At 67.0% G+C, this 23,540-nt stretch carries 27 protein-coding genes; 9 read left to right on the top strand and 18 right to left on the bottom strand.

Features of this window, described 5'->3' with window-relative positions; translation table 11 throughout:
- Positions 1-64 precede the first annotated feature (64 nt).
- A complete protein-coding gene (locus G6N18_RS03680) occupies positions 65-904 on the bottom strand; it encodes an alpha/beta fold hydrolase (protein ID WP_067224397.1) in 840 nt (279 codons plus the stop codon).
- A 60-nt stretch (positions 905-964) separates the two neighbouring features.
- Here G6N18_RS03680 and G6N18_RS03675 point away from each other — a divergent pair, with 60 nt between their 5' ends.
- Positions 965-1,597, top strand: coding sequence for a TetR/AcrR family transcriptional regulator (locus G6N18_RS03675; protein WP_067224400.1), 633 nt, complete (start codon positions 965-967; stop codon positions 1,595-1,597).
- Between the two features lie 18 nt (positions 1,598-1,615).
- On the opposite strand, the gene G6N18_RS03670 is transcribed toward G6N18_RS03675, so the two are convergent.
- Complete coding sequence (locus G6N18_RS03670; RefSeq protein WP_083002679.1) at positions 1,616-1,993, bottom strand: thiol-disulfide oxidoreductase DCC family protein; 378 nt, start codon at positions 1,991-1,993, stop codon at positions 1,616-1,618.
- A 55-nt stretch (positions 1,994-2,048) separates the two neighbouring features.
- On the opposite strand from G6N18_RS03670, the gene G6N18_RS03665 reads away from it, so the two are divergent.
- A complete protein-coding gene (locus G6N18_RS03665) occupies positions 2,049-2,999 on the top strand; it encodes a threonine ammonia-lyase (protein ID WP_067224405.1) in 951 nt (316 codons plus the stop codon).
- Positions 3,000-3,014: 15 nt separating this feature from the next.
- Here the strand turns inward: G6N18_RS03665 and G6N18_RS03660 are convergent, their stop codons facing one another.
- Complete coding sequence (locus tag G6N18_RS03660) at positions 3,015-4,481, bottom strand: peptide MFS transporter (RefSeq protein ID WP_067224407.1); 1,467 nt, start codon at positions 4,479-4,481, stop codon at positions 3,015-3,017.
- 233 nt (positions 4,482-4,714) lie between these two features.
- Here G6N18_RS03660 and G6N18_RS03655 point away from each other — a divergent pair, with 233 nt between their 5' ends.
- The gene (locus tag G6N18_RS03655; protein ID WP_179962358.1) at positions 4,715-6,076 is read left to right on the top strand and encodes a DUF7159 family protein; all 1,362 of its coding nucleotides are present in this window, start codon (positions 4,715-4,717) and stop codon (positions 6,074-6,076) included.
- Positions 6,077-6,313: 237 nt separating this feature from the next.
- Positions 6,314-7,066, top strand: a complete 753-nt coding sequence (locus tag G6N18_RS03650; protein WP_067225145.1) for a L,D-transpeptidase — start codon at positions 6,314-6,316, stop codon at positions 7,064-7,066.
- Positions 7,067-7,079: 13 nt separating this feature from the next.
- Here the strand turns inward: G6N18_RS03650 and G6N18_RS03645 are convergent, their stop codons facing one another.
- From G6N18_RS03645 to G6N18_RS03625, 5 genes are all read right to left on the bottom strand, one after another.
- Positions 7,080-7,757 carry a sterol desaturase family protein gene (locus G6N18_RS03645; RefSeq protein WP_083002685.1) on the bottom strand — a complete coding sequence of 226 codons (678 nt, stop codon included), beginning with the start codon at positions 7,755-7,757 and terminating at the stop codon, positions 7,080-7,082.
- On the bottom strand, positions 7,754-8,476 hold the full coding sequence (locus tag G6N18_RS03640; protein ID WP_067225147.1) for a FadR/GntR family transcriptional regulator: 723 nt from the start codon (positions 8,474-8,476) through the stop codon (positions 7,754-7,756). Before G6N18_RS03640 ends, G6N18_RS03645 begins: the two co-directional genes overlap by 4 nt.
- A gap of 55 nt (positions 8,477-8,531) precedes the next feature.
- Positions 8,532-8,906, bottom strand: a complete 375-nt coding sequence (locus G6N18_RS03635) for a nuclear transport factor 2 family protein (protein ID WP_067225148.1) — start codon at positions 8,904-8,906, stop codon at positions 8,532-8,534.
- A gap of 7 nt (positions 8,907-8,913) precedes the next feature.
- A complete protein-coding gene (locus tag G6N18_RS03630) occupies positions 8,914-9,333 on the bottom strand; it encodes a lipoprotein LpqH (protein WP_067225149.1) in 420 nt (139 codons plus the stop codon).
- 72 nt (positions 9,334-9,405) lie between these two features.
- Entirely contained in the window at positions 9,406-10,182 is a 777-nt protein-coding gene (locus G6N18_RS03625; RefSeq protein WP_067225150.1) for a helix-turn-helix domain-containing protein, read from the bottom strand.
- Between the two features lie 111 nt (positions 10,183-10,293).
- Here G6N18_RS03625 and G6N18_RS03620 point away from each other — a divergent pair, with 111 nt between their 5' ends.
- A complete protein-coding gene (locus tag G6N18_RS03620; RefSeq protein ID WP_067225151.1) occupies positions 10,294-10,584 on the top strand; it encodes a hypothetical protein in 291 nt (96 codons plus the stop codon).
- Here the strand turns inward: G6N18_RS03620 and G6N18_RS03615 are convergent, their stop codons facing one another.
- On the bottom strand, positions 10,585-11,829 hold the full coding sequence (locus G6N18_RS03615; protein WP_083002828.1) for a cytochrome P450: 1,245 nt from the start codon (positions 11,827-11,829) through the stop codon (positions 10,585-10,587).
- A gap of 250 nt (positions 11,830-12,079) precedes the next feature.
- On the opposite strand from G6N18_RS03615, the gene G6N18_RS03610 reads away from it, so the two are divergent.
- Complete coding sequence (locus tag G6N18_RS03610; RefSeq protein WP_109749469.1) at positions 12,080-12,625, top strand: hypothetical protein; 546 nt, start codon at positions 12,080-12,082, stop codon at positions 12,623-12,625.
- Here the strand turns inward: G6N18_RS03610 and G6N18_RS03605 are convergent.
- Positions 12,622-13,101, bottom strand: a complete 480-nt coding sequence (locus tag G6N18_RS03605) for a hypothetical protein (protein ID WP_083002687.1) — start codon at positions 13,099-13,101, stop codon at positions 12,622-12,624. The two genes, G6N18_RS03610 and G6N18_RS03605, sit on opposite strands and share 4 nt — an antisense overlap.
- The gene (locus tag G6N18_RS03600) at positions 13,098-13,718 is read right to left on the bottom strand and encodes a DUF2867 domain-containing protein (protein ID WP_067225154.1); all 621 of its coding nucleotides are present in this window, start codon (positions 13,716-13,718) and stop codon (positions 13,098-13,100) included. The genes G6N18_RS03605 and G6N18_RS03600 overlap by 4 nt, the downstream gene beginning before the upstream one ends.
- Before the next feature lie 60 nt (positions 13,719-13,778).
- Here G6N18_RS03600 and G6N18_RS03595 point away from each other — a divergent pair, with 60 nt between their 5' ends.
- Positions 13,779-14,330 (top strand): TetR/AcrR family transcriptional regulator, encoded by a 552-nt coding sequence (locus tag G6N18_RS03595; RefSeq protein ID WP_083002690.1) that lies wholly within the window; start codon positions 13,779-13,781, stop codon positions 14,328-14,330.
- A 34-nt stretch (positions 14,331-14,364) separates the two neighbouring features.
- Here the strand turns inward: G6N18_RS03595 and G6N18_RS03590 are convergent, their stop codons facing one another.
- The 7 genes from G6N18_RS03590 to G6N18_RS03560 form a co-directional block, all read right to left on the bottom strand.
- Complete coding sequence (locus G6N18_RS03590; protein WP_083002693.1) at positions 14,365-16,611, bottom strand: molybdopterin-dependent oxidoreductase; 2,247 nt, start codon at positions 16,609-16,611, stop codon at positions 14,365-14,367.
- The gene (locus G6N18_RS03585; RefSeq protein ID WP_083002696.1) at positions 16,608-17,189 is read right to left on the bottom strand and encodes a TetR/AcrR family transcriptional regulator; all 582 of its coding nucleotides are present in this window, start codon (positions 17,187-17,189) and stop codon (positions 16,608-16,610) included. Before G6N18_RS03585 ends, G6N18_RS03590 begins: the two co-directional genes overlap by 4 nt.
- Positions 17,190-17,323: 134 nt before the next feature.
- Positions 17,324-17,683, bottom strand: coding sequence for a DUF6766 family protein (locus G6N18_RS03580; protein WP_067225172.1), 360 nt, complete (start codon positions 17,681-17,683; stop codon positions 17,324-17,326).
- A 116-nt stretch (positions 17,684-17,799) separates the two neighbouring features.
- The gene (locus tag G6N18_RS03575; protein ID WP_083002699.1) at positions 17,800-18,933 is read right to left on the bottom strand and encodes a nitronate monooxygenase; all 1,134 of its coding nucleotides are present in this window, start codon (positions 18,931-18,933) and stop codon (positions 17,800-17,802) included.
- Between the two features lie 84 nt (positions 18,934-19,017).
- Positions 19,018-19,374 (bottom strand): VOC family protein, encoded by a 357-nt coding sequence (locus G6N18_RS03570; RefSeq protein WP_234783734.1) that lies wholly within the window; start codon positions 19,372-19,374, stop codon positions 19,018-19,020.
- Positions 19,375-19,391: 17 nt separating this feature from the next.
- A complete protein-coding gene (locus G6N18_RS03565) occupies positions 19,392-20,159 on the bottom strand; it encodes an HAD family hydrolase (protein ID WP_067225174.1) in 768 nt (255 codons plus the stop codon).
- Between the two features lie 149 nt (positions 20,160-20,308).
- Entirely contained in the window at positions 20,309-21,385 is a 1,077-nt protein-coding gene (locus G6N18_RS03560) for an NAD(P)H-dependent amine dehydrogenase family protein (protein ID WP_083002703.1), read from the bottom strand.
- Positions 21,386-21,463: 78 nt separating this feature from the next.
- On the opposite strand from G6N18_RS03560, the gene G6N18_RS03555 reads away from it, so the two are divergent.
- Together G6N18_RS03555 and G6N18_RS03550 are read left to right on the top strand one after the other, a co-directional pair.
- Positions 21,464-22,198 carry a glucose 1-dehydrogenase gene (locus tag G6N18_RS03555; protein WP_059102293.1) on the top strand — a complete coding sequence of 245 codons (735 nt, stop codon included), beginning with the start codon at positions 21,464-21,466 and terminating at the stop codon, positions 22,196-22,198.
- Between the two features lie 70 nt (positions 22,199-22,268).
- The gene (locus G6N18_RS03550; RefSeq protein WP_083002706.1) at positions 22,269-23,528 is read left to right on the top strand and encodes a competence/damage-inducible protein A; all 1,260 of its coding nucleotides are present in this window, start codon (positions 22,269-22,271) and stop codon (positions 23,526-23,528) included.
- Positions 23,529-23,540: the final 12 nt, after the last annotated feature.

Genomic DNA, 23,540 nt, shown 5'->3' with positions numbered 1-23,540 from the left:
GACCGTGGCAATCGGTGAGGGGAGTACCCCAGCTAGCGACGGTTCACCCAGGAAGGGCTTCAGCTCAACGGAGCGGCACCGGCTGCGAGATCGCGTCGATCACGGCCGCGGGTGCGTCAAGGGACACAAAAGTCCTCGACTCGGGCACCTCGACCAGCGTCGAGTGCGGGAACACCGCGGCCAGACGTCTGCCGAGCGCGGGTGTGAAGGCGCGGTCGCGCTGACCCCACACCAAGGTGACCGGCTTGGTGAAGCGAGGCAATCTGGTGGCCACATCCGTCAGGTCCGTCCGGGCGACCGCGCGCAGCAGACGCGCCAGATCGCGACGGATCCGCACGTCGCTGCGGGCGGGCTCGAGCCATGACGCGGTCAGCCGGGGATCCGGCTGTGCCAGAAGGCCGAAGCCGAGCGGGGAATGACGCAGCGCGGTCACCCTCATCAGGTCGAACAACACCTTGATCGAAATCGGCCCGCGCAGCAGCGCGAACACCACGTTGAACGGGAACGGCGGAAACTTGTCGAAGGCATCGCAATTGGTGAGCACCAACCGTCCGATTCGATCGGGGTCATCGTCGACGACCAACTGGCACAGACCACCTCCGGTGTCGTTGCCGACCAGCGTCACATCCGACAACCCGAGCGCAGCAATGAAATCGCGGACCATTCCGGCCACCGCGTGCGGCGACAGCTCAACCCCGGGATTCACCGGAGTGGTGTGCGAACCCAGTGGCCAGGTGGGCAGGTAACAGCGGTAACCCTGCCGCGCGAGCCCGTCGGCCACCCGATCCCAGAGACGGCTGTCCACGAGAATGCCGTGCACGAAAACCACGGGCGGATGTGGCGAGTCTTCCGGGCCCAACACGCGGTAATCGATCGTGGACTGTTCCAACGCGACCTGCGGCATGTTCGCTATCCTTTCCGTGCAACTTACAAGCACTCGGTATGAAAGTTACGTGCACTCTGTATGAAAGTCAATGGTCGGGCCGCCGCCGGCTCACGCGGTCGCCGCACCCAGGCCGAGCGCACCGCCGCAACGCGCGCTCAACTGATGAGTGCAGCTCGGAAATTGTTCGCGGACAAGGGATTCGCCGAGGTATCGACGCAGGCCATCGTTGCGGCCGCGGGTGTCACCCGAGGTGCGCTCTATCACCAGTTCCGAGACAAGGCGGGCCTGTTCGAAGCGGTGTACGAAGAGATCGAATGCGGCATGGTCACCGACATCGCGCGTGAGATAAGTGCACGGCAGCCATTGGATCCGCTGGAGGCCATGCGGGTCGGTGCTCGGCTTTTCCTGGACTGCTGCGCCGAACCCGACGTGCAGCAGGTCGTCCTGATCGACGCGCCCGCGGTGCTCGGGTGGGGTCGCTGGCGCGAGGTCGGAATGAAGTACGGCCTCGGGGTCATCGAGGGGATGCTCGCACACGCCATCACCGAGGGCGCCATCCCGGAACAGCCGCCGCGCGCCACGGCGCACGTCGTGCTCGGGGCGCTCGACGAGGCCGCACTGTATGTATCGCGGGCGGCCGATCGCGCGCAGGCGCGCCGCGACATGGATGCCGTCCTCGACCGCCTGCTCGACGGGATCGCCGGGCTTTAGCTGGGTGCGCGCATCGTGTCAGCAGCCGACGGGACTCGACTCGCAGTAGGGAGTCGTGCCCGGAAAGCGGTAGCGGTGTCCGGCGACATATCGGTAGATCGCGTCTTGAAGCGAGCGCATGCCCGGAATGCGGTACACGAGCAGCGGAAGCCGGGCGCCCAGTGCTGCCGCGACCGCCGCATTCATCGCCTCCGCGCCGGCGTAGACATCTCCCGAGTCGTCCAGCCAACGTGCGGCATCGAGGATCTGCGACTCGGGAACGCCCAACCGTTGCGCGACACCCTCGCCCTGCAGGGGCTCGATCCGCATGTCCCCGGTCCGGTTCAGCTTCTGCACGAAGTACACCGCGCGGGTGCACATCCCACAATTGCCGTCGAAGAACAGGGTTCCGGCCATGACCCCATTGTCCTCCTGGGCGCCGCGCCGTCCAACCGGGGAGCACACTGAGCTCGTGGACCTGGTGACACTGGACGACATCGAGGAGGCGGCCGCGCGCATCCGCGCCTTCGTGCTGCGCACGCCGCTGCTTCCGGCGCCGTGGGCGGGCGACGAAGAACGGCCGCTCTGGGTCAAGCCCGAGAGCCTGCAGTCGATCGGGGCGTTCAAGGTGCGGGGCGCGTTCAACGCGATCGGTCATCTCGACGAATCCGTGCGCACCAGGGGAGTGGTGGCGTACTCGAGCGGAAACCACGCCCAGGCGGTGGCGTACGCGGCGGCGGTGTACGCGGTGCCGGCGCACATCGTGATGCCCGAGGAGACGCCGAACGTGAAGGTGGCGGCCACCCGCAGTCACGGGGCGCGGGTGGTGTTGTGCGCTGCGGGACAACGGGAGCGGGTCGCCGCCGAGGTGGTGGAGGAGACCGGCGGCGTCCTCATACCGCCCTTCGACCATCCCGACATCATCGCGGGGCAGGGCACGATCGGGCTCGAGATCGCCGAGGATCTGCCCAATGTCGACACGGTGCTGGTCCCCGTCAGCGGCGGCGGTCTCGCGTCCGGTATCGGAACGGCGGTGAAGGCGTTGTGTCCCAACGCCCGGGTGATCGGCGTGGAACCAGAACTCGCGGCCGACACCGCAGAGGGCTTGCGCGTCGGGCACCGGGTCGACTGGTCGATCGAAGCGCGCAACCGCACCATCGCCGACGGCCTGCGCTCGCAACCTTCGGAGCTGACCTTCGCCCATCTTCGGCATGTGCTCGATGACGTCGTCACGGTCACCGAAGACGAAATCCGTTCGGCGGTAGTGAAACTCGCTGCGCGCGCTCATCTTGTGAGCGAACCCAGCGGTGCGGTGGCGCTGGCCGCGTACCGTAAGGGGTCCAGCCTCGCGGGCCGAACGGTGATCATCGTGTCCGGCGGTAACATCGAGGTTGCCTTGCTGCGAGAGATCCTGGGCGCATGACCGTCGACCCGCCCGTCAGTGCACGCCCTCCATGTGACGGCTGATCCACGGCGCCAGGGCGAACAACGTCACGCCCGCCGCCACCGCCACCGCCCCGATGATGCCGAAGTAGGCGAACTCCCGCGCGGGGTCGTAGTAGCCGGCCAGCACCCCCGACATCGAGGTGCCGAGGCCGACCGAGAAGAAGTACAAAGCCATCATCTGGGCCCGGAACGCTTCGGGCGCAAGCTTTGTGGTGGCCGATAGCCCGATCGGCGACAGCAGCAACTCGCTGATCGCGAACACTGCCATGACGCCGACCACGAACAGCGCGGGCACCGCCCGGCCGGTGGTGCCGGCCATCGGCAGAAACAGGAGAAACGCCAACCCCATTCCGATGACGCCGTACGCGAACTTGCGCGGGGTGGTGGGCGCGCGCTCGCCGAGTCGGGTCCACAGGATCGCGAAAAGTGGTGAGAGCGCGATGATCCAGACCGGCTCGATCGACCCGATCCAACTCGACGGCGCCGTCCACCCGAAGACCGACCAGTTCATCCGCTCGTCGGAGTAGACCGCGAGCACGGTGAAGATCTGTTGGAACAGTGACCAGAACACCGCATTGGCGACGAACAGCGGAATGAACGCGCGCACCCGGGTCCGTTCGACGGTCGAGACCTTCGCGCTGGTGAGCATCACCGCGAAGTAGGTCACCGATGCCGCTACGATGACACCGGTCGTGACCTGCGACAGGTTCGACAGCTGCACCACACCTGTCGAGAAGACCACGACGATCGCCACGACGCCCACCAGCGCCACACCTGCTGCTCGGCCGAATGCACTGCGCGGCAGCGGGTTAGGCACATGACGGCCGTGGTCGCCGAGGTTCCGTCGGAACACGACGTACTGCGTCAGCCCCAAAGCCATACCGACAGCGGCCGCGCCGAATCCGTAGTGGAAGCCGACGCGGGTTTGCAGAAGGCCGGTGATCAGTGGGCCGGTGAACGCGCCCAGGTTGATTCCGAGATAGAACAACGTGAATCCGCCGTCGCAGCGCGGATCGCCCTTGTCGTAGAGCGTGCCGAGCAGGGAGGACGCATTGGCTTTCAATGCACCCGAACCCAGCGCGACCAGTACCAGACCCGCGGCCACGCCCGCCAATCCCGGCACCACCGCGAGCGCGATGTGGCCGAACATCACCACTACACCGCCGTAGAAAACGGTGCGCTCCATGCCGAGTATCCGGTCGGCGATCCATCCGCCGAGCACCGTCGACAGGTAGACCAGCCCGCCGTAGGCGCCGACGATGCCGGTGGCCGTGCTCTGGGGAAGATCGAGACCGCCGTCGGTGGCCGAGTAGTAGAGGTAGTAGCCCAGAATCGTCAGCATGCCGTAGAAGGAGAACCGCTCCCACAGCTCCACTCCGAACAGGTTGGTCAGCCCGATCGGGTGCCCGAATACCGTGCGGCCGCTGGGTGCGCCTTCCGTCTGCTCGACTGCTGCCATGGGACCTCACCCTGCCACGGGAGTATGCGTCCCGGGGGCTGATCATGCGTGATTGCGAACGGCCCCTTGGCAAAGGGGAACAGCCGATGCTTACAGGGGTGGAAGCGGCACAGCACATTTCGGTTCATCCAATTGTCGGCGGCGACCCGCCCGCTCGCCACTGCCCGGCGGAGCCGGCGGTGCGCCTTGCTGTTACGGTCGCCTGCGGTGGATGGACGTCCGAAGGGGTGTGTGTGGACGCCGTACTGGGCTTGTCGGTGACACGATCTGCTGTCGGCCTTGTCCTCGTCGAAGGACAGGATGCCGACGGCGCGACCGTCGACCGCGATGCCATCGAGATTCTTCCTTTTCGTCGGTCCTCGCCACGAGAGACCTCCGATCAGGCCGCGGCGGCGGTGCTGCGGGCCGAGGCGCTTGCCGCCAATCGTGGCCACCGGTTGCATACCATCGGCGTGACGTGGAGCGACGACGCCGACGTCGAGGCCTCGCTGCTGCTCAGGTCCTTGAGCGACTGCGGATTCGACAACGTGATGCCGGTCCAGTTGCCAGAGGCGTCGGAGGCGTTGGCCTGGGCTCTCGCGGAAATGATCGGTAACGACGTCACCGCGGTGTGCGTGGTCGAGTGCGACACCGTCATCGCGCTCGTCGTGAACATGCGAGAAGGCGCGGTGCAGACCGCGGTCAACCATTCGATCCACAGCGAAGAGTCGTTGACCAGTTGGCTGAGCGCCATATTCGCCAAGGCCGACTGGCGGCCCGAGGCACTGGTCCTGGTCGGATCGGGCGGCGATTTCGACGCGCTCATGCCGTGGCTGGAAACCACGCTGTCGGTGCCGGTGTTCGCGCCTGCCGAGGCCGAGCTGGCGTTGGCCAGGGGCGCAGCGCTCGCCGCCGCCCACGGCCGCGAGTTCACCTTCGCCGACGAGCAACCGCTGCGTCGCACGCAGAAGCAGCGGCAACGCCACACCACGCAGGTCGGCCCGCTGGCCATGCTGGCCGTCGGTACGGTCACGTTCGTGGTTTCGGTTTCGGCGGCGATCAGCATGCAGGTCGGGCTCGGGAAGAACACCACGCCGGCCGAGCCCAGCCCGGCTGCCAAATCGTCGCCCGATATGGCAGCGGCCGCCGATCCCCGTCCGGCCGCTGTACCCGCGCCCGCGGCGGTGCCCGCACCACCACCGCCGGTCGTGACCCCTCTTCCCGCTGCCGAGGTGCCCTCCGAGCCGCCTGCCGCGGCCGTCGACATCCCTGCGGCGGTCGACATCCCCGCAGAACCGGAAAGCCCGCCCCCAACGGTCGCGCCGCCCGAAGCGCCAGCCGTCACCGTGCCGGGCGCACCGGTGCTGCCGCCGGAATCGAGGGCGCCGGGCTTGGTGCCGGCCCAGCCCACCCCGGTGCCCGAGCGCAAAGGTCTCCTGCAGCGGATCAGGGACCGGTTCTCCAATATCGGCGACGACGACCCCGCACTGCAGCAGGCACCCACGCCGGCCGCGCCGCCCGCCGGACCTGCGCCGCCTCCGCCGCCCCCAGAAGCACCACCCCCACCGCCGCAGCCCCCTGCGCCGCCACCCCCGCCGGTGCTGCCACCTCCGTGACCGCAGGCGTCGCGGCTGTGATCGGTGTGCTGGATACCGGCGCACTCGGTCCCGGCTATCCGTTGCTGGCCGTCACCCGGTTCGCCACACGCGCGCCGATCGACGTCCCGTGAAACGATCTGAGCAGCACATTCGATAAGTGCAGTGAGGACGACGCCCGCCTGCGCGCAGACATGCGCAGGCGGGCGCCCATTGCGGTTGCCGAGGTAACCGCACGAGACGAACTAGGATAGAAGTGTGCTGAAGCTTCGAAATGCGCTGGCGGTGGCGAGCCTCGCGGTGCTCACCTTGGCGGGGTCCACCGCGACCAGCGCTGCGGGCATCACGACGCCGACCGACGTGGCCAGCATCCAACCGGCCGGACAGACGGTGGGTGTCGCGCATCCGGTGACGGTGACCTTCGACCGGGCGATCCGTGACCGGGCGGCTGCCGAGCGGAGCGTCGAGTTCTCCTCGCCCGCCATGCCCGCCGGAGCGCCTCCCGGAAGCTTCACGTGGGTCAACGACCATGTGCTGCAGTGGGATCCGGCCGAGTTCTGGCCGGCGCACTCGACCATCACGGTCTCGGCAGGCAACGCGAAGGCGAACTTCCAGACCGGTGCCGCGGTAGTCAGCGTCGCCGACATCGGCGCCCATACGTTCACCGTCAGCATCGACGGAGAGGTCGCGCGCGAGATGCCCGCGTCGATGGGCAAATACGGATTCGCCACACCCACCGGGTCCTTCACGGTTCTCGAGAAGGACAGTGTGGTCATCATGGATTCGCGCACCATCGGTATCCCGCTGGACGATCCGGAAGGCTACAAGCTCACCGTCTACGACGCGGTTCGGATCACCTGGGGCGGGGTGTACGTGCACGGCGCGCCCTGGTCGACGGGTTCGCAAGGGTACGAAAACGTGAGCCACGGATGCATCAACCTCAGCCCGGACAACGCCGACTGGTACTTCAACACCGTGAGCCTCGGCGACCCGGTCATCGTGCAGTACTAGCGGGCGGGCGCGGTCACGCCGGCTGGTGTTCGGCGTGCAGGTTCTTCGCGGTCGGGGAGTTCTGTACGCGGGCCGGATCGGGGTAGGTGCCGAGCACCCGGTCGGCGGTCCCCGAACTGGTCACCGTGAACCAGTAGTGCTCGTTCTTGAAGTGGTGGTGGCGATGGTTGCGCCAGATCGCCCGATAGAGCGCGGTTTTCGGCTTGTAGTCGCTGTGGATCAGGTAATGCGTCCACTCGTAGGCCAACCCGAGCGTGCCGATGCACACCAGGTACGTCAGGCCCATACCCAACCGGGGGAACGCCAGTAGTCCGATCGCGACCGTCAGCGGCAGCACCCAGGTGGCCAGCGACTTCCACGGGATGAATATCAGCGGAATGTCACGCGGATGGCTGTGGTGGGCCCGATGCTCACGGGCGAGCAGTGGATCGATTGTCAACGGCCCCAGCCGCTTCGGACGCCAATGCAAGATGCAGACGTGAATGATCCACTCGAAGAACGGAAACAGCGCGAGCATCACCACCGGGACGATCGCGTCGGTGATCTGCCAGTCACCGACGGCGATGCGGGCCACCAGCGCGGCGACGAGGGTGCTGCCGATCATCCAGGGCGAGGGGTGTTTCCAGAATTCGCGCTGTGCGTGCCTGAGCGTGAAGCCCGTGCGCGCATTGCGGGTGGTCGCGGTCGTCACTGCCGGTCCTCCAGATTGCCGAGGGCGTCGAGAAGCGCCGTCGTCGCAGGTTCGAGAAGGGCCTGGGCGGCCGTTCGGGCCCGCGGTGGATCGCCTGCGGTGATTGCGTCGGCCAGTTCCCGGTATGCCTGGGGCCTGCCGACCTCGTCGGCCATCACGGTGGCCAGCGCGGGCAGCGCCGGTTCGTAGGTGGCCCGCAACGTGTTGTACATGAGCCGGAACGCGATTGAGTCGGCGCCGTCGACGATGTGGTCCCAGAACGTCAGCGCGTGGCGTTGTCGTTCGACGGGATCGTCCTCGGCCCCAAGGGCATCCACCGCTTTCTCGAGTGGTTCGGCCAGGTCGGCACCGCACCGCTCGGCGGCCAGTTCGGCCACCTTGGGTCCGTTGTGAAGCCGGGTCTCCAGAATGCTGCGCACGACGGACAAGTCGAGTTCGCCGGCCCGGATGAGCAGGCGCGGCAGCAGATCCAGGCCCGCATGACGGCGGAAGTCGCGCACGGTGGTCGCGTCGCCCTGGCGCACCTCCACCAGGCCCGCTGCGGTGAGCCGCTTGAGCGCCTCCCGAACGGCGGGCCGGGAGACCCCCAGGACCTCGGCGAGCCTGCGCTCGCTCGGAAGCGACTCACCGGGTTGCATCTCGCCGCTGAGCACCTCGGCGACGATCTGCTCGAAGACGTCCTCGGGAACTGAGCGACGGTTCACCGGTTGAAGTGCCATGCCGCCAGCCTGCCATCGAAACAGGCCAGAGGTCAAGTGGTCTTACCAGTGCCCGTCAGATCCCAGCGAGCCGTGTTTTCATCATCTCGGCCAGCGTCAACGTCGCGGACAGCGGACGCACCATGACGGTGAGCTCCCTGATGGCGCCGTCCTCGTCGAGTTGGATGAAATCGCAGCCCTCGATCTCCTTGTCACCGACCTTCGCCTGGAACACGAGCGCGTGGTCGCGGGCGTCGGCTGCTCCGATCTCCCGGGCATACCGGAAATCGTCGAAGACCTCCATCACCGCAGCGAGTATCTGCCGCAGCGCATCCCGTCCCTCGTAGGGCGTGAAGACCACGGGGCTGCGGAAGACGACGTCGTCGCGGCACAAGGCCATGACGGCGTCGAGATCGGCCGCTTCGACCGCGCGGCGGAATTCATGAATCACGGCGCGCTCAGCAGTCGGCTTCGATGCGGAACGTGGCGGTGACCGCGTTGCTCGGGTTGTCGGTGAACGAGCCGTCCGCCGAGCCGGTGATCGTGTACTTGCCGCCCTTGCCCTTCACCTCGGCCTCGCCGACGTTGCCTTTCCAGAAGTTTCCGCTGAAGCCATCGAAGTCCTGGAATGTGACCGATTCGGCGGTGACGACGTCTCCGGTGTTGATGGTGGCTGTGAAGCCCTTGGCATCGTCGGGGGTTTCGATGGTCCACATCCATCCGGTCTGCGTACACCTCACCGCGTGGGGGCCGCCGGTGCTCTTGCCGTTGATGGTTACCTTCGCGGTCGTTCCGCCGAGCGCGGCGGGTGGCGACGAGCAGCCCGCGGCACCGGCGACGAGGATGACGGCAGCCGCCGCGACGAGTCGGTTGTCCATGTCGTCAGACTCTATTGGTGTCGGCGGCCGTACATGCCCGGTTCCGTCGGACTACCGGCGCGACGGCGGGTTTCACCGCAACGCGGCCGCGGTCACCTCGTCGGCGGGCAGGAACGCCTCGATGGACAGCTCGGCGGCGGTCAGATCGAGCGCGGTGCCGAAGGTCGTCACGGTGGACAGGAATTTCAGCAGCCTGCCGTCCGGCGCGTACAACTCGAGCGGCACCGCCACGCCGCCGACGTCCGGTGAGCCGTCGGGATCACCTGGGTAGGAATCGATTTCAGCCAGCAGCGCGGTCAGTTCGTTCGACCCGCTGACGGCGACCTCGCGGCGCAGCCGCTCGACGAGGTGGTGTCGCCACTGGCCGAGGTTGCGGATGCGAGGTGCCAGCCCGTCGGGATGCAGGGCGATGCGCATGGCGTTGGGCTCTTTCAGTAATTCTGGCGCAACACCGTCGAGCAGCACGCCGGCCCCCGAATTCGCCCGCACGATCTGCCAACGCCGGTCCACCACAACGCAGGGGAACGGGTTGTACGCATCGAGGACTCGCTCGATCCCCGCGCGAACCGCGGCCATCTCCGGGTCGTCGAGGGAGCGCTCGGGATACACCGGGGCGAGGCCGGCCGCCAGCAGCAGCTGGTTCTGTTCGCGGCGCGGCACGTCGAGGACGTCGGCCAGCCGCAGCACCATCGCCCGGCTCGGCGTCGACCGGCCCGTCTCGATGAAGCTGACGTGCCGGGGTGACACCTCGGCCGCGATGGCGAGGTCCAGTTGACTGACCCGGCGCCGACGACGCCATTCCCTCATCAAGGCACCGAACGTCTGGGTCTGCACGCGCGCAGCGGTCATGGTTGCCAGTGTCGCCCAGCACGATGGGCGCGGCCATTACGTCGCAGGTAATTGCGCCGGTTACCTCAGGGGAGCAATGTCGGAGGTGTCCATCGAGCAGAGGAAGGAATCATGGAGACCGTCGAGCCCGCTTCGACACCGATTCCGCGGTGGCTGCGCTTCGTGCTGATCTCCGACCGTGCCGGGTCCGCGTGGTACATCGGCGCCGGCTTCTTCTTCGCGCCCGTGCTGGCAGTGCTGTCGCCATGGCCGACGGTGACCGCCGTGCTGTGGGCGGTCATCGGATTCTTCGGTCTGTGGCTGGGACTGCTGGGTATCGCGATGGCGACCGGCCTGGCGATGGTGCTGCGGTCGAACGCCGAGATACCCGAGGAGTACTGGCGCTCGATCATCGACTACTGACTACGCCTTGCCCGCTCCGGTGTAGTCGACCTGCCAGTGCTTGATGCCATTGAGCCAGCCCGACCGTAGCCGCTCGGGTTCGGCCAGCGGCCGCAGATTCGGCATCTCGTCGGCGATCGCGTTGAAGATCAAATCGATCGTCATCCTGGCCAGGTTGGCGCCGATGCAGTAGTGCGCGCCGGTGCCGCCGAAACCCACGTGCGGGTTGGGGTCTCGCAGAATGTCGAACGTGTACGGGTCGTCGAAGACCTCTTCGTCGAAGTTGGCCGAGCGGTAGAACATCACCACCCGGTCGCCCTTCTTGATCTTCACGCCGGCCAACTCGGTGTCCTCGAGTGCGGTGCGCTGGAACGAGGTGACCGGGGTCGCCCAGCGGACGATCTCGTCGGCGGCCGTCGCGGGTCGTTCCTTCTTGAACAGCTCCCACTGGTCGGGGAATTCGGTGAACGCCATCATGCCCTGGGTGATCGAGTTGCGCGTCGTCTCGTTGCCCGCCACCGCGAGCAGTATGACGAAGAAGCCGAACTCGTCGTCGGAGAGCTTGTGGCCCTCGACGTCGGCCTGCACGAGCTTGGTCACCAGATCGTCGCCCGGATTCTTGGTCCGCTCCGTGGCCATCTGCATGCCGTAAGTGATCAACTCGACCGATGCCGCCGTCGGATCGTTCCTGCTGTATTCCGGGTCCTGGTCACCGACCATCTGATTGGACCAGTGGAACAGCTTCATCCGGTCTTCCTGCGGGACGCCCATCAGCCCGGCGATCGCCTGCAGGGGTAACTCGGCCGACACCTGCTCGACGAAGTCGCCAGAACCCTCGGCGGCAGCGGTTTTGGCAATGTTGGCCGCGCGCTCGCGCAGTTCCTCGCGCAGGGACTCGATGGCCCGGGGGGTGAATGCGCGCGAGATGATCTTGCGCAGATGGGTGTGGTGCGGTGCGTCCTGGTTCAGCAGGACAACCTTGCCGGCCTCCAATGACGCGGAGTCGGCCTCGTCGCGGTACCTCGGCAGCGCAGTCTTCGCGTTGCTGGAGAACACGTCGCTGCGCCGCGAGATCTCCTTGACGTCCTTGTGCTTGGTCACCACCCAGAAACCGGTGTCGCCGAAGGCCAGATTGCCCTTCGTCTGCTCGTTCCACCATATGGGCGCCACCTTGCGCATCTCGGCGAGCTCATCGACCGGCAGTCGCTCTGCGTAGATGTCGGGATCGGTGAAATCGAACCCGGGCGGGAGATTGGGAGTCGGCATCGATGCTTTCCTCACATGACGTGGTCTAGTTCCCCTATCGCATTGCTACACCACAGTTGGGGAAGGGTGAGGCGGGTTCGGCGAAAGTCCGCCGGAAAGCGAAGTGAAACGTGTTCCGCAAGGTGCGGATATTGACCGTCTCGACTCAACGGGCACAGGTGTAACAATTCTGCGACACTCTTCGAAGCAACAGTGACGCCGTCGACGCGCCAGTGCCGTCGTGCGACGGTCACCCGGAAAGGGGGCCCTGGTGAGGATCGTGATCGACCCGAAGAAGCTGTCGTTGCTGGGCGCGGGGATCGCCGCGGCGCTGTTCGGCGCGCCGCAGGCCTTCGCCGATCCCGCAACGCCCGCGCCGCCGCCACCGCCGCCTGCGGGCAGCGCATCCGTGGTGGCGGCCGCTGCTCCGGCCCCTGCGCCCGGTGATGCTCCGCCAGCGCCACCCACCGAAGGTGTTTCGCACCTCCCGAGTCCGGAGGCGCTCCCGCCGGGAACCACCTTGGACCCGAGCATGAAGCCCAACCAGCGCCCGAAGGTCAGCTATCTCAAGGATCTCTGGCACGCCGTGCAGAGCCAGGAGATCAGCGGCAAGGAAGCGTTGATCATGGGTCTCGCGCAACGCCCCCTGAACACGCCCTCTCCGGAGCAGGCACCGGGGCCCAACGTGCCGATCTCACCGGCCGGACCCGCGGGCCCGCCGCCCGCTCCCGCGCTGCCGTGGCTGCCGGCGCCTCCACCGCCCGCACCCGTTTCGCCCGCGCCACCGGCGCCGGCGCCCGCGCCGCCGGCTCCCTAGCCGCAGACTCGAGCCAGAAGCGAGCGCACAGTTTTCACGTGCGACGCCTCGATCCTCGCCCACAGCGCGCGGACGATCGAGTTGTCATGACGCACGAACGTTTGAAATAGCAAGCCGCCTTCCTTGCGGCGCAACAACAGTTCGCCGGGCATTCCGATTCGCGAGGGTGCACCGAGCAGCACGAAATCGTCGTCGCCCGCGCGGATGTCCCACCCGAGTATGGAGCGGTCGGATCCCGGCAGCCGCAGCTTGAGTCCGATCGCCGACCATGCCGAGAGCAGTCGGGCTCGCATGCTCAGTGGAGCGCCCTCCAATATCGTCCGCATCCACTCTTCGGCGCCGCAGTCGCCCGGCCGACGGACGTCGACCTCGAACGCGTCCACATAGTCGATCCGGCCGAGCATGCTCGGTGTCCGGGATAGATCTACCGCGGGGATCTGCCGGACCCGGTTGGCCGTGGCTTCTGTGTTGGTCATCGGGGCCTGCTCTCGGGTTGTCGCGTTGCACTCGACCGGCCTTGCCATAGGCGGCCGATGTCGCGCAGCATCAGCGGATAGACGATCAGATGGCGGAACGGCGCGATCGCTACGAGGTACATCCGGCCCATCACGCCATTGGGCCGGACCAGAACAGCCATCTGGCCGCGGTGTGTGCCATGCACGTCGGCGACCCAGCCGACATGCAGCACCCCGTGGACAGTGTGATTGGCGATCTCCATCGCGAACTCCTCGTCGGTGATGTACACCGGCTGAAAGTGAGCGTCAGAGGTCGCCAGTTGCGTTGCGGTGTCTCGTAAGTCGGCGGTGAGTCTGTCTCGCAGCGCCTGGACGCGTCCGCCCAATCCGGCCTCCGGTGTGTCGAGCCCGAACATCTTGCCGATCGACCATCGGATGGTGAACAAAGCGCGCACGATGGGAGAGTTCCTGCCCGGATCGAATGTGCGCCATAGCTCCACCAGTTCACCGAAATCGTCGCGTCCGCCCGGCGTCGGCAGCGCCCAGACATCGAGAACCCGGAAATCCTCGGTGAATTCGTGGATCCGCCAAGGCCGGCGGACGTGCGCTGTGTTGTCGAGTCGCTCACCACCAAACATACATCACTGTATGCTTGAATTCTAGGTGGCGTCAAGGCTGTAAGCACATAGGGGAAAACGATGGTCGCTCAGACCCGGACACCGCGGGCCGTGTGGATCGACGCTGGGCTGAAGGCGCTGGCAGCGGGTGGACCCGACGCGGTGCGGGTGGACCTGCTGGCGAAAGCGTTGGGCGTCACCCGCGGCGGCTTCTACTGGCATTTCGCCAACCGGCAGGCTTTCCTCGGCGCCCTGCTGGAATCGTGGGAGCGCCGAAGCACCGACGACGTGCTCGACCGGGTGGAAACCGAGGGCGGAGACGCCAGCGCCAAGGTTCGCAAGGCCGGCTTGCTCACGTTCTCCAAGGAGCTACTTCCGGTCGACCTGGCGGTGCGTGACTGGGCCCGCCGCGATCGGACGGTCGCCAGGCGGCTGCGCCGTGTCGACAACCGTCGGATGGAGTATCTGCGCGCTCTCATCGGCACCTTCGTCGACGACGCCCACGACGTCGAAGCCCGGGCCATGCTGGCGTTCTCCTTGGCGATCGGAAGCCGCTTCATCGCTGCCGACCACGGCGAACTCAGCAGACGCGAAGTCGTGGAACTGGCCACGCAGCGACTGCTGCATGAGTGATTTCGGTGCCGTTGGTCGCGCGTGGCGAGACCGGCTACACCGAAACCGCAGGCTCGACGGCCTCGATGCGGGCGGGCACGTGTTTGTGCCACGGCGTGCCGGCATATGCGTCGCGCCAGTCGCTCGACGTCAGCGAGTTCGGCGCCACGCCCGTGGTGTGGGCCCGGCCGTCGTCGTCGACGAAATCGAGCCCGAACCCGTTGGGCAGCGACGCATGCCCCGGCAGCATCGCCTCGCTGATCTCGACGCTCGCCTCACCGGAGCCCGCCGCCGTGGTGATCCGCGCCCTGCCGCCGTCGACGAGTCCGAGCGCTTCGGCGTCCTCAACGCTGACCCGCAGGGCGCCGTCGCGGTCGCGCTTGCGCCACGTCGGGTCGCGGAAGATGTCGTTGGCGGTGTAAGCGCGCCGTTCGCCCGCCGACAGCACGATCGGGAACTCCGCGGTAACCAGATCCGGGCGCTGCAGCTCCAACGCCCGGATCTCTTCGAGCATCTCGGGCATGTGTAACGCGATCTTGTGGTCCGGGTGGCTGATCAACGCGAAGTCGTCGCTGTACTCGTGCACCGTGAACGTCACACCCGATCGGCGTTCCAGGATCGCGTCGAACAATGCGTTCCCGTCCGCGTGGCCCGCCCGCCGTACTGCGTCCGGATAGCTCATCGCGGCCTTCTGCGCCAATCCCCACAGCGCTGCCGCACCGGAAAGGCCTTCTGGCAGTGTCGGTCCCAGGGTTTCATAGAGGACGAACGGCAACACCTTGGCCAGCGTGGGACTGGTGGCGACCGCCTGGAGGAACGCCTGCGTGTAAGCCTGCCGGCCCTCGCTCGCCGCCGTCCGCAGCGGTTGCAGATCGGCGTCGTCGACGAAATCCAGCGCGCGCATCAGCCGGGCCCAGATCTCCGGTTCGGGCAGCGTGCCGTCGAGCGGTTCCAGTAAGCGGTGACGCAGATGGAAGGTGTTGTGCGGGAACTCGAGATTGAAGAACGTGCACTCGCACTTCTCGTACTGGCTCGCGGCGGGCAACACGTAGTGCGCCAGTCGCGCCGTCTCGGTCATCGCCACGTCGATGACCACCATCAGTTCGAGGGACGCGAACGCCTCGCGGCACGCCGCCGAGTCGGCAAGCGAATGCGCGGGATTGCTGCTCTCGACGATCATCGCCCGGAACCGGTCCGGGTGGTCAGTGGCAATCTCTTGAGGCACAACGTTGCTCGGGATCAAGCCGCCCACGATCGGCGCACCCGTGACGGGGGTCCGGCCGACCTCAGGCGTATGCCGGAACAGCGGCCCGAACGACGAATGCAGGTGCTGGCCGCCGCGCTTGGCGAAGTTCCCGGTGAGGACCCACAACAGCTTGTTCAGATACGAGCACAACGTGCTGTTGGGCGCCTGTTGGACGCCGAGATCCTCGAATACCGCGACGCTGCCCGCGGTTCCGATGCGTCGCGCGGCGGCGCGGATCAGTTCCTCGTCGACCCCGCATCGCAACGCGTAGGCGCCGACCGGCACCTCATGCAGCGCGTCGCGTACGGGTTGCACCCCGTGCACGTGCTGGGCGAGAAAGTCTTCGTCGCAAAGGCTTTCCTGCACCAGCACCGCCGCCAGCGCCGCAAGGACCCAGGCGTCGGTGCCCGGTCGCACGCGCAAGTGGTAGTCGGCCATCTTCGCGGTGTCGGTGACGACCGGGTCGATGACGATCATCGATCGACCGGGGTCCTTGGCGATCGTGTTGAGCACGGTCCGAGCGCGCGGGAAACTCTGTGACATCCACGGGTTCTTACCGATGAACACCGACACCTCGGCGTGTTCGAACTCGCCGCGGGTATGGCCGCCGTAGAGATGCGCGTCGACCCACGCCTCACCGGTCTTCTCTTGGGCCAGAGCGTTTGACCGGTAATGCGAGCCGAGCGCCTTGAGGAACGCGCCGCTGTAGGCGCCGCCGAGGTGGTTGCCCTGCCCTCCGCCTCCGTAGTAGAAGATCTTGTCGCCCCCGTAGGCGTCGGCGATGCGCCGGAAGCCCTCGGCCACCTCGGCGATCGCGGTATCCCAGTCGATCTCCTCGTAGCTTCCGTCGGGTCTGCGCCGCATCGGTGATGTCAGCCGGGCGCGGTTGTTCTGATAATGGTCGAGCCGCAGCGCCTTGTTGCACGTATAGCCCTGCGACGCAGGATGCGCCTTGTCACCGCGGATCTTGACCAGCTTGCGGTCGTCGAGTTGCACGACGATGCCGCAGTTGCACTCGCACAGGATGCACGCGGTGGGCTGCCAGTCATCGCTCATCGCTCGGCCTCACTTTCCGTCGCGGTCTCGAGAAGCGCCCGAAGTTGGCGGTGCACGAGGTCGAGTGGCTTCACGTCGCGGGACGCTCGGGCGACGACGATGGCGCCCTCGACGGCGGTCAAGACCAGCGCCGCCAGTTCCTCGGCGCGGTCGGTGGCGATGCCGTCGGCTGTCAGCCGGTCGGCGATCAGCGTGTTCCACCGGGCGAACGCGGCCGCGGCCCGCTCGACCACCGGCGCGAGTTGATCACCCTTGGCACCGGATTCGACGGCCACCGCGACGACCGGACATCCGGCGCGAAACTCGCTGTCGATGAGCTGCTTTCGGAAACCGAGCACCAACGCGTCGAGCGCATCGACGCCGCTGTCCGCCTCCTCGATTTGCGAAGCGACATACGCTCCCGCGAAATCGACAGCCTCGCAGAGCAATTGGGTGCGCCCACCGGGGAAGTAGTGATAGGCCGAACCCCGAGGCGCACCACTGTGTGCGAGTACGTCGGCGATCGCCGTCGGGTGCGCGCCGCGTTCGCGGATCAGCACCGCCGCGGAGGCGACCATCCGCTCACGATGACTGGCCATGCGCCGATGTCCTCCATTCGACAGAACTATGTATGTCACCTTACATAATCGGCGGACCGCAGGCTAGTAGACCTCCGCGAACGTTCATTACCGCTCGAATAATCGGCGGATCTTCGAGCGGTGATGAACGTTCATCAGCCTGGGCTTGAGGGGTCTTCTTGGCCGGGCGGGGGAGTCGGCAGGCCCAGCCGGTCCTTGATGTCGTCGATCTTGGCCTCGATGCGCTCGAGGTCTTCGGCGTCGACCTTGAACAGCCAGTGCTTGGCCCCGAGCAACAGGATCGCCTGGAAGATCAGTTGCAGCCACTCGCTCTGCCAGTTCTCGAAAGTGCTGGCGAAGAACTGGTGCAGGTATTCGCCCCACTGGAAGGGCTGGCCGTGCTGCTGCTGGGTACTGGTGAACTCGGCCAGCTGCGTGACGAACTGGCCGGCCCAGGACCCGACGAACAGCAGTAGAAGGATGTAGACCGCGCCCCACCGTCTGATATGCGTCATGGGTACGGCGTACCACGCCACCATGAACGCCGGCTCTCGAAACGCCGACGGCAGTGCAGGCGAATCAGGCGGCCGCGGCCGAGCCGAGAATCAGACCTCCGCGGCCGAGCCGCGAATCAAACGGAAGCGGCCTCGTTGATCGCTTCGAGCCGGCCGGTGGCCTCGAGGTACTCCTGCACCCAGCGCTCGATCACCGTCGAGGTCTTCTCGACCTTGGTGAACTGGCCGACGACCTGACCGATCGGGTTGAACGCCACGTCGACGGACTCGTTCGGGTACTTGTGGGTGGCGGCGACCGCCATGCCCGACACCATGTACTGCAGCGGCATCCCGAGGGGTTTGGGGTTGTTCGGGTCCTCCCACGCCTCGGTCCAGTCGTTGCGCAGCATCCGCGCGGGCTTGCCGGTGAACGACCGGCTGCGCACGGTGTCGCGGCTGGTGGCCTTGACGTAGGCGGCGTGCTGCACCGGGCTGTTCTCCGACTCCTCGACCATCACCCACTGGGATCCGGTCCAGGCGCCTTGTGCGCCGAGCGCAAGCGCGGCGGCGATCTGCTCGCCGCTGCCGATTCCGCCGGCCGCCAGCACGGGCACCGGCGCGACCTCCTTGACGACTTGCGGCCACAGCACGATCGAACCGATCTCACCGCAGTGGCCGCCGGCCTCGCCGCCCTGGGCGATGACGATGTCCACGCCGGCGTCGGCGTGCTTGCGGGCCTGCGACGGCGATCCGCACAGCGCGGCGACCTTGCGACCCTCGTCGTGGATGTGCTTGATCATCTCGGCGGGCGGAGTGCCCAACGCGTTTGCGATCAGCGTGCACTTCGGATGCTGCAGCGCGACCTCGACCTGCGGGGTTGCGGTCGCCTCGGTCCAGCCGAGCAGTTGCAACGCGTCGTCGTCGCTGTGCTCGACCGGCACGCCGTGATCGGCGAGGACCTTCTTGGCGAAGTCGATGTGCTCCTGCGGCACCAGATCGTTCAGCGTCTTCTTGAGCACCTCGGGCGACAGGTCGGCCGCATCCATGCCCTCGTACTTGTTGGGGATCACGATGTCGACGCCGTACGAGTGGTCACCGATGTTCTCGTCGATCCACTTCAGCTCGATCTCGAGTTGCTCGGGGGTATAGCCGACGGCCCCGAGCACGCCGAAGCCGCCGGCCTTGCTCACGGCGACGACCACGTCGCGGCAGTGGGTGAACGCGAAGATCGGGTACTCGATGCCGAGGTCGTCACAGATGGGGGTGCGCATGCCTGCTCCTTGGTGGGCCGCCACAAATTGAAACGTGTTCTAGTTTAGCCGCCAGGCCGGTCTCAGGGCCAGTAGGGGTTGGGATTATTCGGGCGGCAGGTCGGCGACGAAGGACACCTCGTTGCCGTCGGGATCGGTGATGTCGACGACCCTCACCATGCCCGCGATGTCGACGGGTTCGCCCGCCGCGATGCCTGCCCCGGCCAACTCCGCGACCACCCCCGTCAGGTCGTCGACCCCGATGCGCACCGCCGACCTGCCGGCCCGCTCGGCATCCGTGATGAGTTGCAGCCACGCTGTCGCAGTGATCTGCCACTCGGCGACGCCTTCGATCGGCTCGAGATCCGGTCCGCGCCCCATGATTCGGCTGTACCAGGAACGCGCGGCGGGATAGTCACTGGTGGCGACGACGGCGGCGATGTCGTTGAATTTGCTTGGCACGCTTGCTCCTCGACGGGTCAGTCGTATCCGATCAGCCTTCGAAGCGACACCCGCCTGCGGTCGCCCGAACCCTCGACGCGCAGCACCGGCCAACCGTTCTCGGCGGCCATCGTGGCGAGGCCGGGGCGTGGGTTCACCGGGCGCGGATTGCCGACCAGGGCCATCAACGCCGCATCCTCATCGCCGTCGGCGTAGAAGTAACTGCGTTGCAATGCAACGTCATTGGTCTCACAGAAGGCCTGCACCGCGCTGGACTTGTTGCGTCCCCAGATGACCGGCTTGGCGATCCGGCCGGTGAGCCGTCCGGCCTCGTCGAGCTCGAAATGGTTGCACAGTACGTGATCGATTCCGGTGAACCGGGCGACCGGTTCAGCGTGGATGGTCAGCGCCGAACTGCTGAGCACGACCGTGTGTCCGCGTTGCTGGTGTGCTTGGACGATCTCGTGCATGTAAGGGAACACGCGCGCCGCGATCCGCTCGATGAACAGCCGCTCGCCGAGTTCATCGAGTTCAGCCAGCGACTCGCCGCGCAGGTAGCCCGCCGCGCGGGTCAGAAGCCGCTCGAACTGCATGCGGCCCAGCCGGTAACGCACCGACGCCTCGACGACGCCGAGCACTTCGCCGATGCGAGCCTGCCTGCGCCGGATGCGGTCGGCCGCGTGCGCGGTCGCGGTGAAGCCGTCGACGAGCGTGCCGTCGAGATCGAAGAACGCGCCCACGTCTGGCCCGGCTGGACTCGCGGCGATCTCGGCGATCGGGTCGGGTGCTGCGGTTTGCGCATGCATGGCGCGGTCCAGCCTAACCACCGGCGGTTTCAGCCCTTGGATGACAGCCCCGGACCGGGTCGACGCTCCCATGGGTCACACCGATCGACGGTTTACAGGACCCTTATCGCAACTGTTCTGCCGATCGTCGAAGGGTGTGACTCGTGATGCTACTGACCCGCGTACAGGCCCTTCCCGGTGACGAGCGGCATGTCGAGGGTGGTCCGGATACCCGGCGGGGCCGCGACCACGTCGGGGATGGCGTTCACGATCCGGCCCGCCGCGGCCAGGATGGCGGCGTAGTTGTGGTCGCCGTTGCGGCTCGTCGGGCAGATGTCCATGGCGTAGGACGGTTCGCCGATGATCTCGACGCGGTACGACCCGCCGGGCTGCGCGGGCTGGGCCCAATCCGGTCGCAGGTCTTCCCGCAGTCGGGTGACGTGCTCGACGACGATCACCGGCCTGCCCTTGACCATGCCCTCGATCTGGAAACGGACCGCCGCGACGGTGCCCTTCTTGATGGTGCCGACCGCGACCTCGAAGTCTTCGGGAGCGGGTTCCTGTTCGACGGCGTCGCGGATCTCGTCCACCTCGATGCCCAGGCCGGCCGCGAGCTGACGGATGGCCGTGCCCCAGGCGATGCTCAGCACACCCGGCTGGTAGAGCATCGGCAGGTCGCCGATCTCGTTACCGAAACCCATCACGTCGAACATCACCGTCGCGCCGTCGTAGGTCGCGTAATCGGCGATCTCCATGGTGCGAATCTGCTCGATGCTCTGACACGTTCCGGCCAGCGCGAACGGCAGCAGGTCGGTGACGAACCCCGGATCGACACCGGTCATGAAGACTGTCGAATCACCCTCTCGCGCAGCGTCTTCCACCCGCTGGATGTACTTGTCCGGGATCACTCCCCACGGATACTGCAACACGCCGAGACCGGATCCCACGACGTCGATGCCCGCTGCGAGGATCTTGCGCACGTCGGCCATCGCATCGGGCAATCGGGTGTCGCCCATCGCGCAGTACACGACGCAGTCCGGCTTGTCAGCGATGATCGCGTCGAGGTCGTTGATCGCGGTGACACCGGTGCTCACGCTCAAACCGGCCAACTCGCCGGCGTCCTTACCGACCTTGGCATCCGATGAGACCCACACCCCGGTCAGGTCGAACCGCGCGTCGTTGACGAGTTGCTTCAGCGCGAGGCCGCCGCAGTTGCCGGTCCCGACGAGCGCCACACGAATAGCCATGGCGAGCAGTATGCGTGTTGCACAGCCAAATTGGAACAGGTTCTAGTTCGCCAGGAGCGTGCGGTAGCCTGACGCCCCATGGGACGCGTGGACGACAAGGTTGCACTGATCAGTGGCGGTGCGCAGGGGATGGGCGCCGCCGATGCACGGGCGCTGGTGGCCGAGGGCGCCAAGGTCGTTATCGGTGACATTCTCGATGAGAAGGGCAAGGCCCTGGCCGACGAGATCGGCGAGTCCGCCCGATACGTCCACCTCGACGTCACACAGGCCGACCAGTGGGAAGCCGCCGTGGCCACCGCCGTCAACGAGTTCGGGAAGCTCAACGTGCTGGTCAACAACGCGGGCACGGTGGCGCTGGGCCAGATCGGCCAGTTCGACATGGCCAAGTGGCAGAAGGTCATCGACGTCAACCTCACCGGAACCTTCCTGGGTATGCAGCACTCGGTGGAGGCGATGAAGGCCGCCGGCGGCGGCTCGATCATCAACATCTCCTCGATCGAGGGGCTGCGCGGCGCCGTGATGGTGCACCCGTACGTGGCCTCGAAGTGGGCAGTGCGTGGGCTGACCAAGTCGGCGGCGCTCGAGCTCGGCGCGCACAACATCCGAGTGAACTCGGTGCATCCCGGGTTCATCCGGACGCCGATGACCAAGCACTTTCCGGACAACATGTTGCGGATCCCGCTGGGTCGCCCGGGCCAGCCCGAAGAGGTCGCGACGTTCGTCGTCTTTCTGGCCAGCGACGAGTCCAGCTATTCGACCGGCGCCGAGTACATCATGGACGGCGGCTTGACCAACGACGTGCCGCACAAGTAGCGCCCCGAACGCTTTGCGGCGCCGAGGCGTCGGTCAACCCGACACTCGGCGACCCGTAGTGTCGTAGCTCGTGAGCGCACGCGCGGGCATCGTCGTCACCGGTACCGAAGTCCTCACGGGCCGGGTACAGGATCTCAACGGACCGTGGGTCGCGGATCGGCTGCTGGAGTTGGGTGTCGAGTTGGCGCACATCACCATCTGCGGCGACCGGCCGGGCGACATCGAGGCACAGTTGCGGTTCCTGGCCGACGAGGGCGTGGACCTGATCGTCACCAGCGGCGGCCTCGGCCCCACCGCCGACGACATGACCGTCGAGACGGTGGCCCGCTTCGCCGGCCGAAAGCTGGTGTTGGACAACCGCCTCGAGGTCATGATCGCCGACATCGTGTCGCGTCTGATGGCGCGCTTTCCCAACGTGGACGCCGACGCCGTGCACGCCGCCAACCGCAAGCAGGCCCTCGTGCCGGACGGAGCACACGTGATCGATCCGGTCGGTACCGCGCCGGGAGTGGTGGTGCCGGGCAAGCCGACGATCGTCGTGCTGCCCGGGCCGCCGCGTGAACTGCAGCCGATGTGGCCGATCGCGGTGCAGACGGCCGCTGTCCAGGAGGCGATCGCGGGGCGCACCGCGTACCGACAGGAGACGGTCCGGATGTTCGGGCTGCCGGAGTCCGGCCTCGCCGACACGTTGCGCGACGCCGAGCGCAGCCTCACCGGTTTCGACCGCCTTGAGATCACCACCTGCCTGCGGCGCGGCGAGCTCGAAGTGGTCGCCCGCTACGAGCCCGATGCCGCCGAGAGCTACGGCGAGCTGATGACGTTGCTGCGCGAGCGGCACGGCGAGGCGATCTTCTCCGAGGACGGCTCACGCGTCGACGACCAGGTCGCCCGGCTGCTCGGCGGTCGACGCATCGCGACCGCCGAGTCCTGCACCGGCGGGCTGCTGGCCGCCCGGCTGACCGACCTCGCGGGCTCGTCGGCCTACGTCGCCGGTGCGGTGGTCGCCTACGCGAACGACGCCAAGGCCGGGCTGCTCGACGTGGACCCCGCACTGATCGAGACGCACGGCGCGGTCTCCGAGCCCGTCGCCGAGGCGATGGCCGACGGCGCGTTGAGCAGGTTCGGCGTGGACACCGCCGTCGCGATCACCGGCGTCGCCGGTCCGGGCGGCGGGACAGCCGAAAAGCCGGTGGGCACGGTGTGTTTCAGTGTCAAGCTGGCCGACGGCCCCGCGGTCACCAGGACGCTGCGGCTGCCCGGCAACCGCGCTGACATCCGCGAGCGGTCCACCACCGTCGCGATGCACATGCTGCGCCGGGCGCTGAGCTGAGCCCTCGCCGCG

The sequence above is a fragment of the Mycolicibacterium celeriflavum genome, assembly GCF_010731795.1.
In the GTDB taxonomy this organism is placed as follows: Bacteria; Actinomycetota; Actinomycetes; order Mycobacteriales; family Mycobacteriaceae; genus Mycobacterium; species Mycobacterium celeriflavum.
The sequence above is the reverse complement of the archived record's forward strand: the minus strand, read 5'-3'. Positions and strand labels throughout refer to the sequence as shown.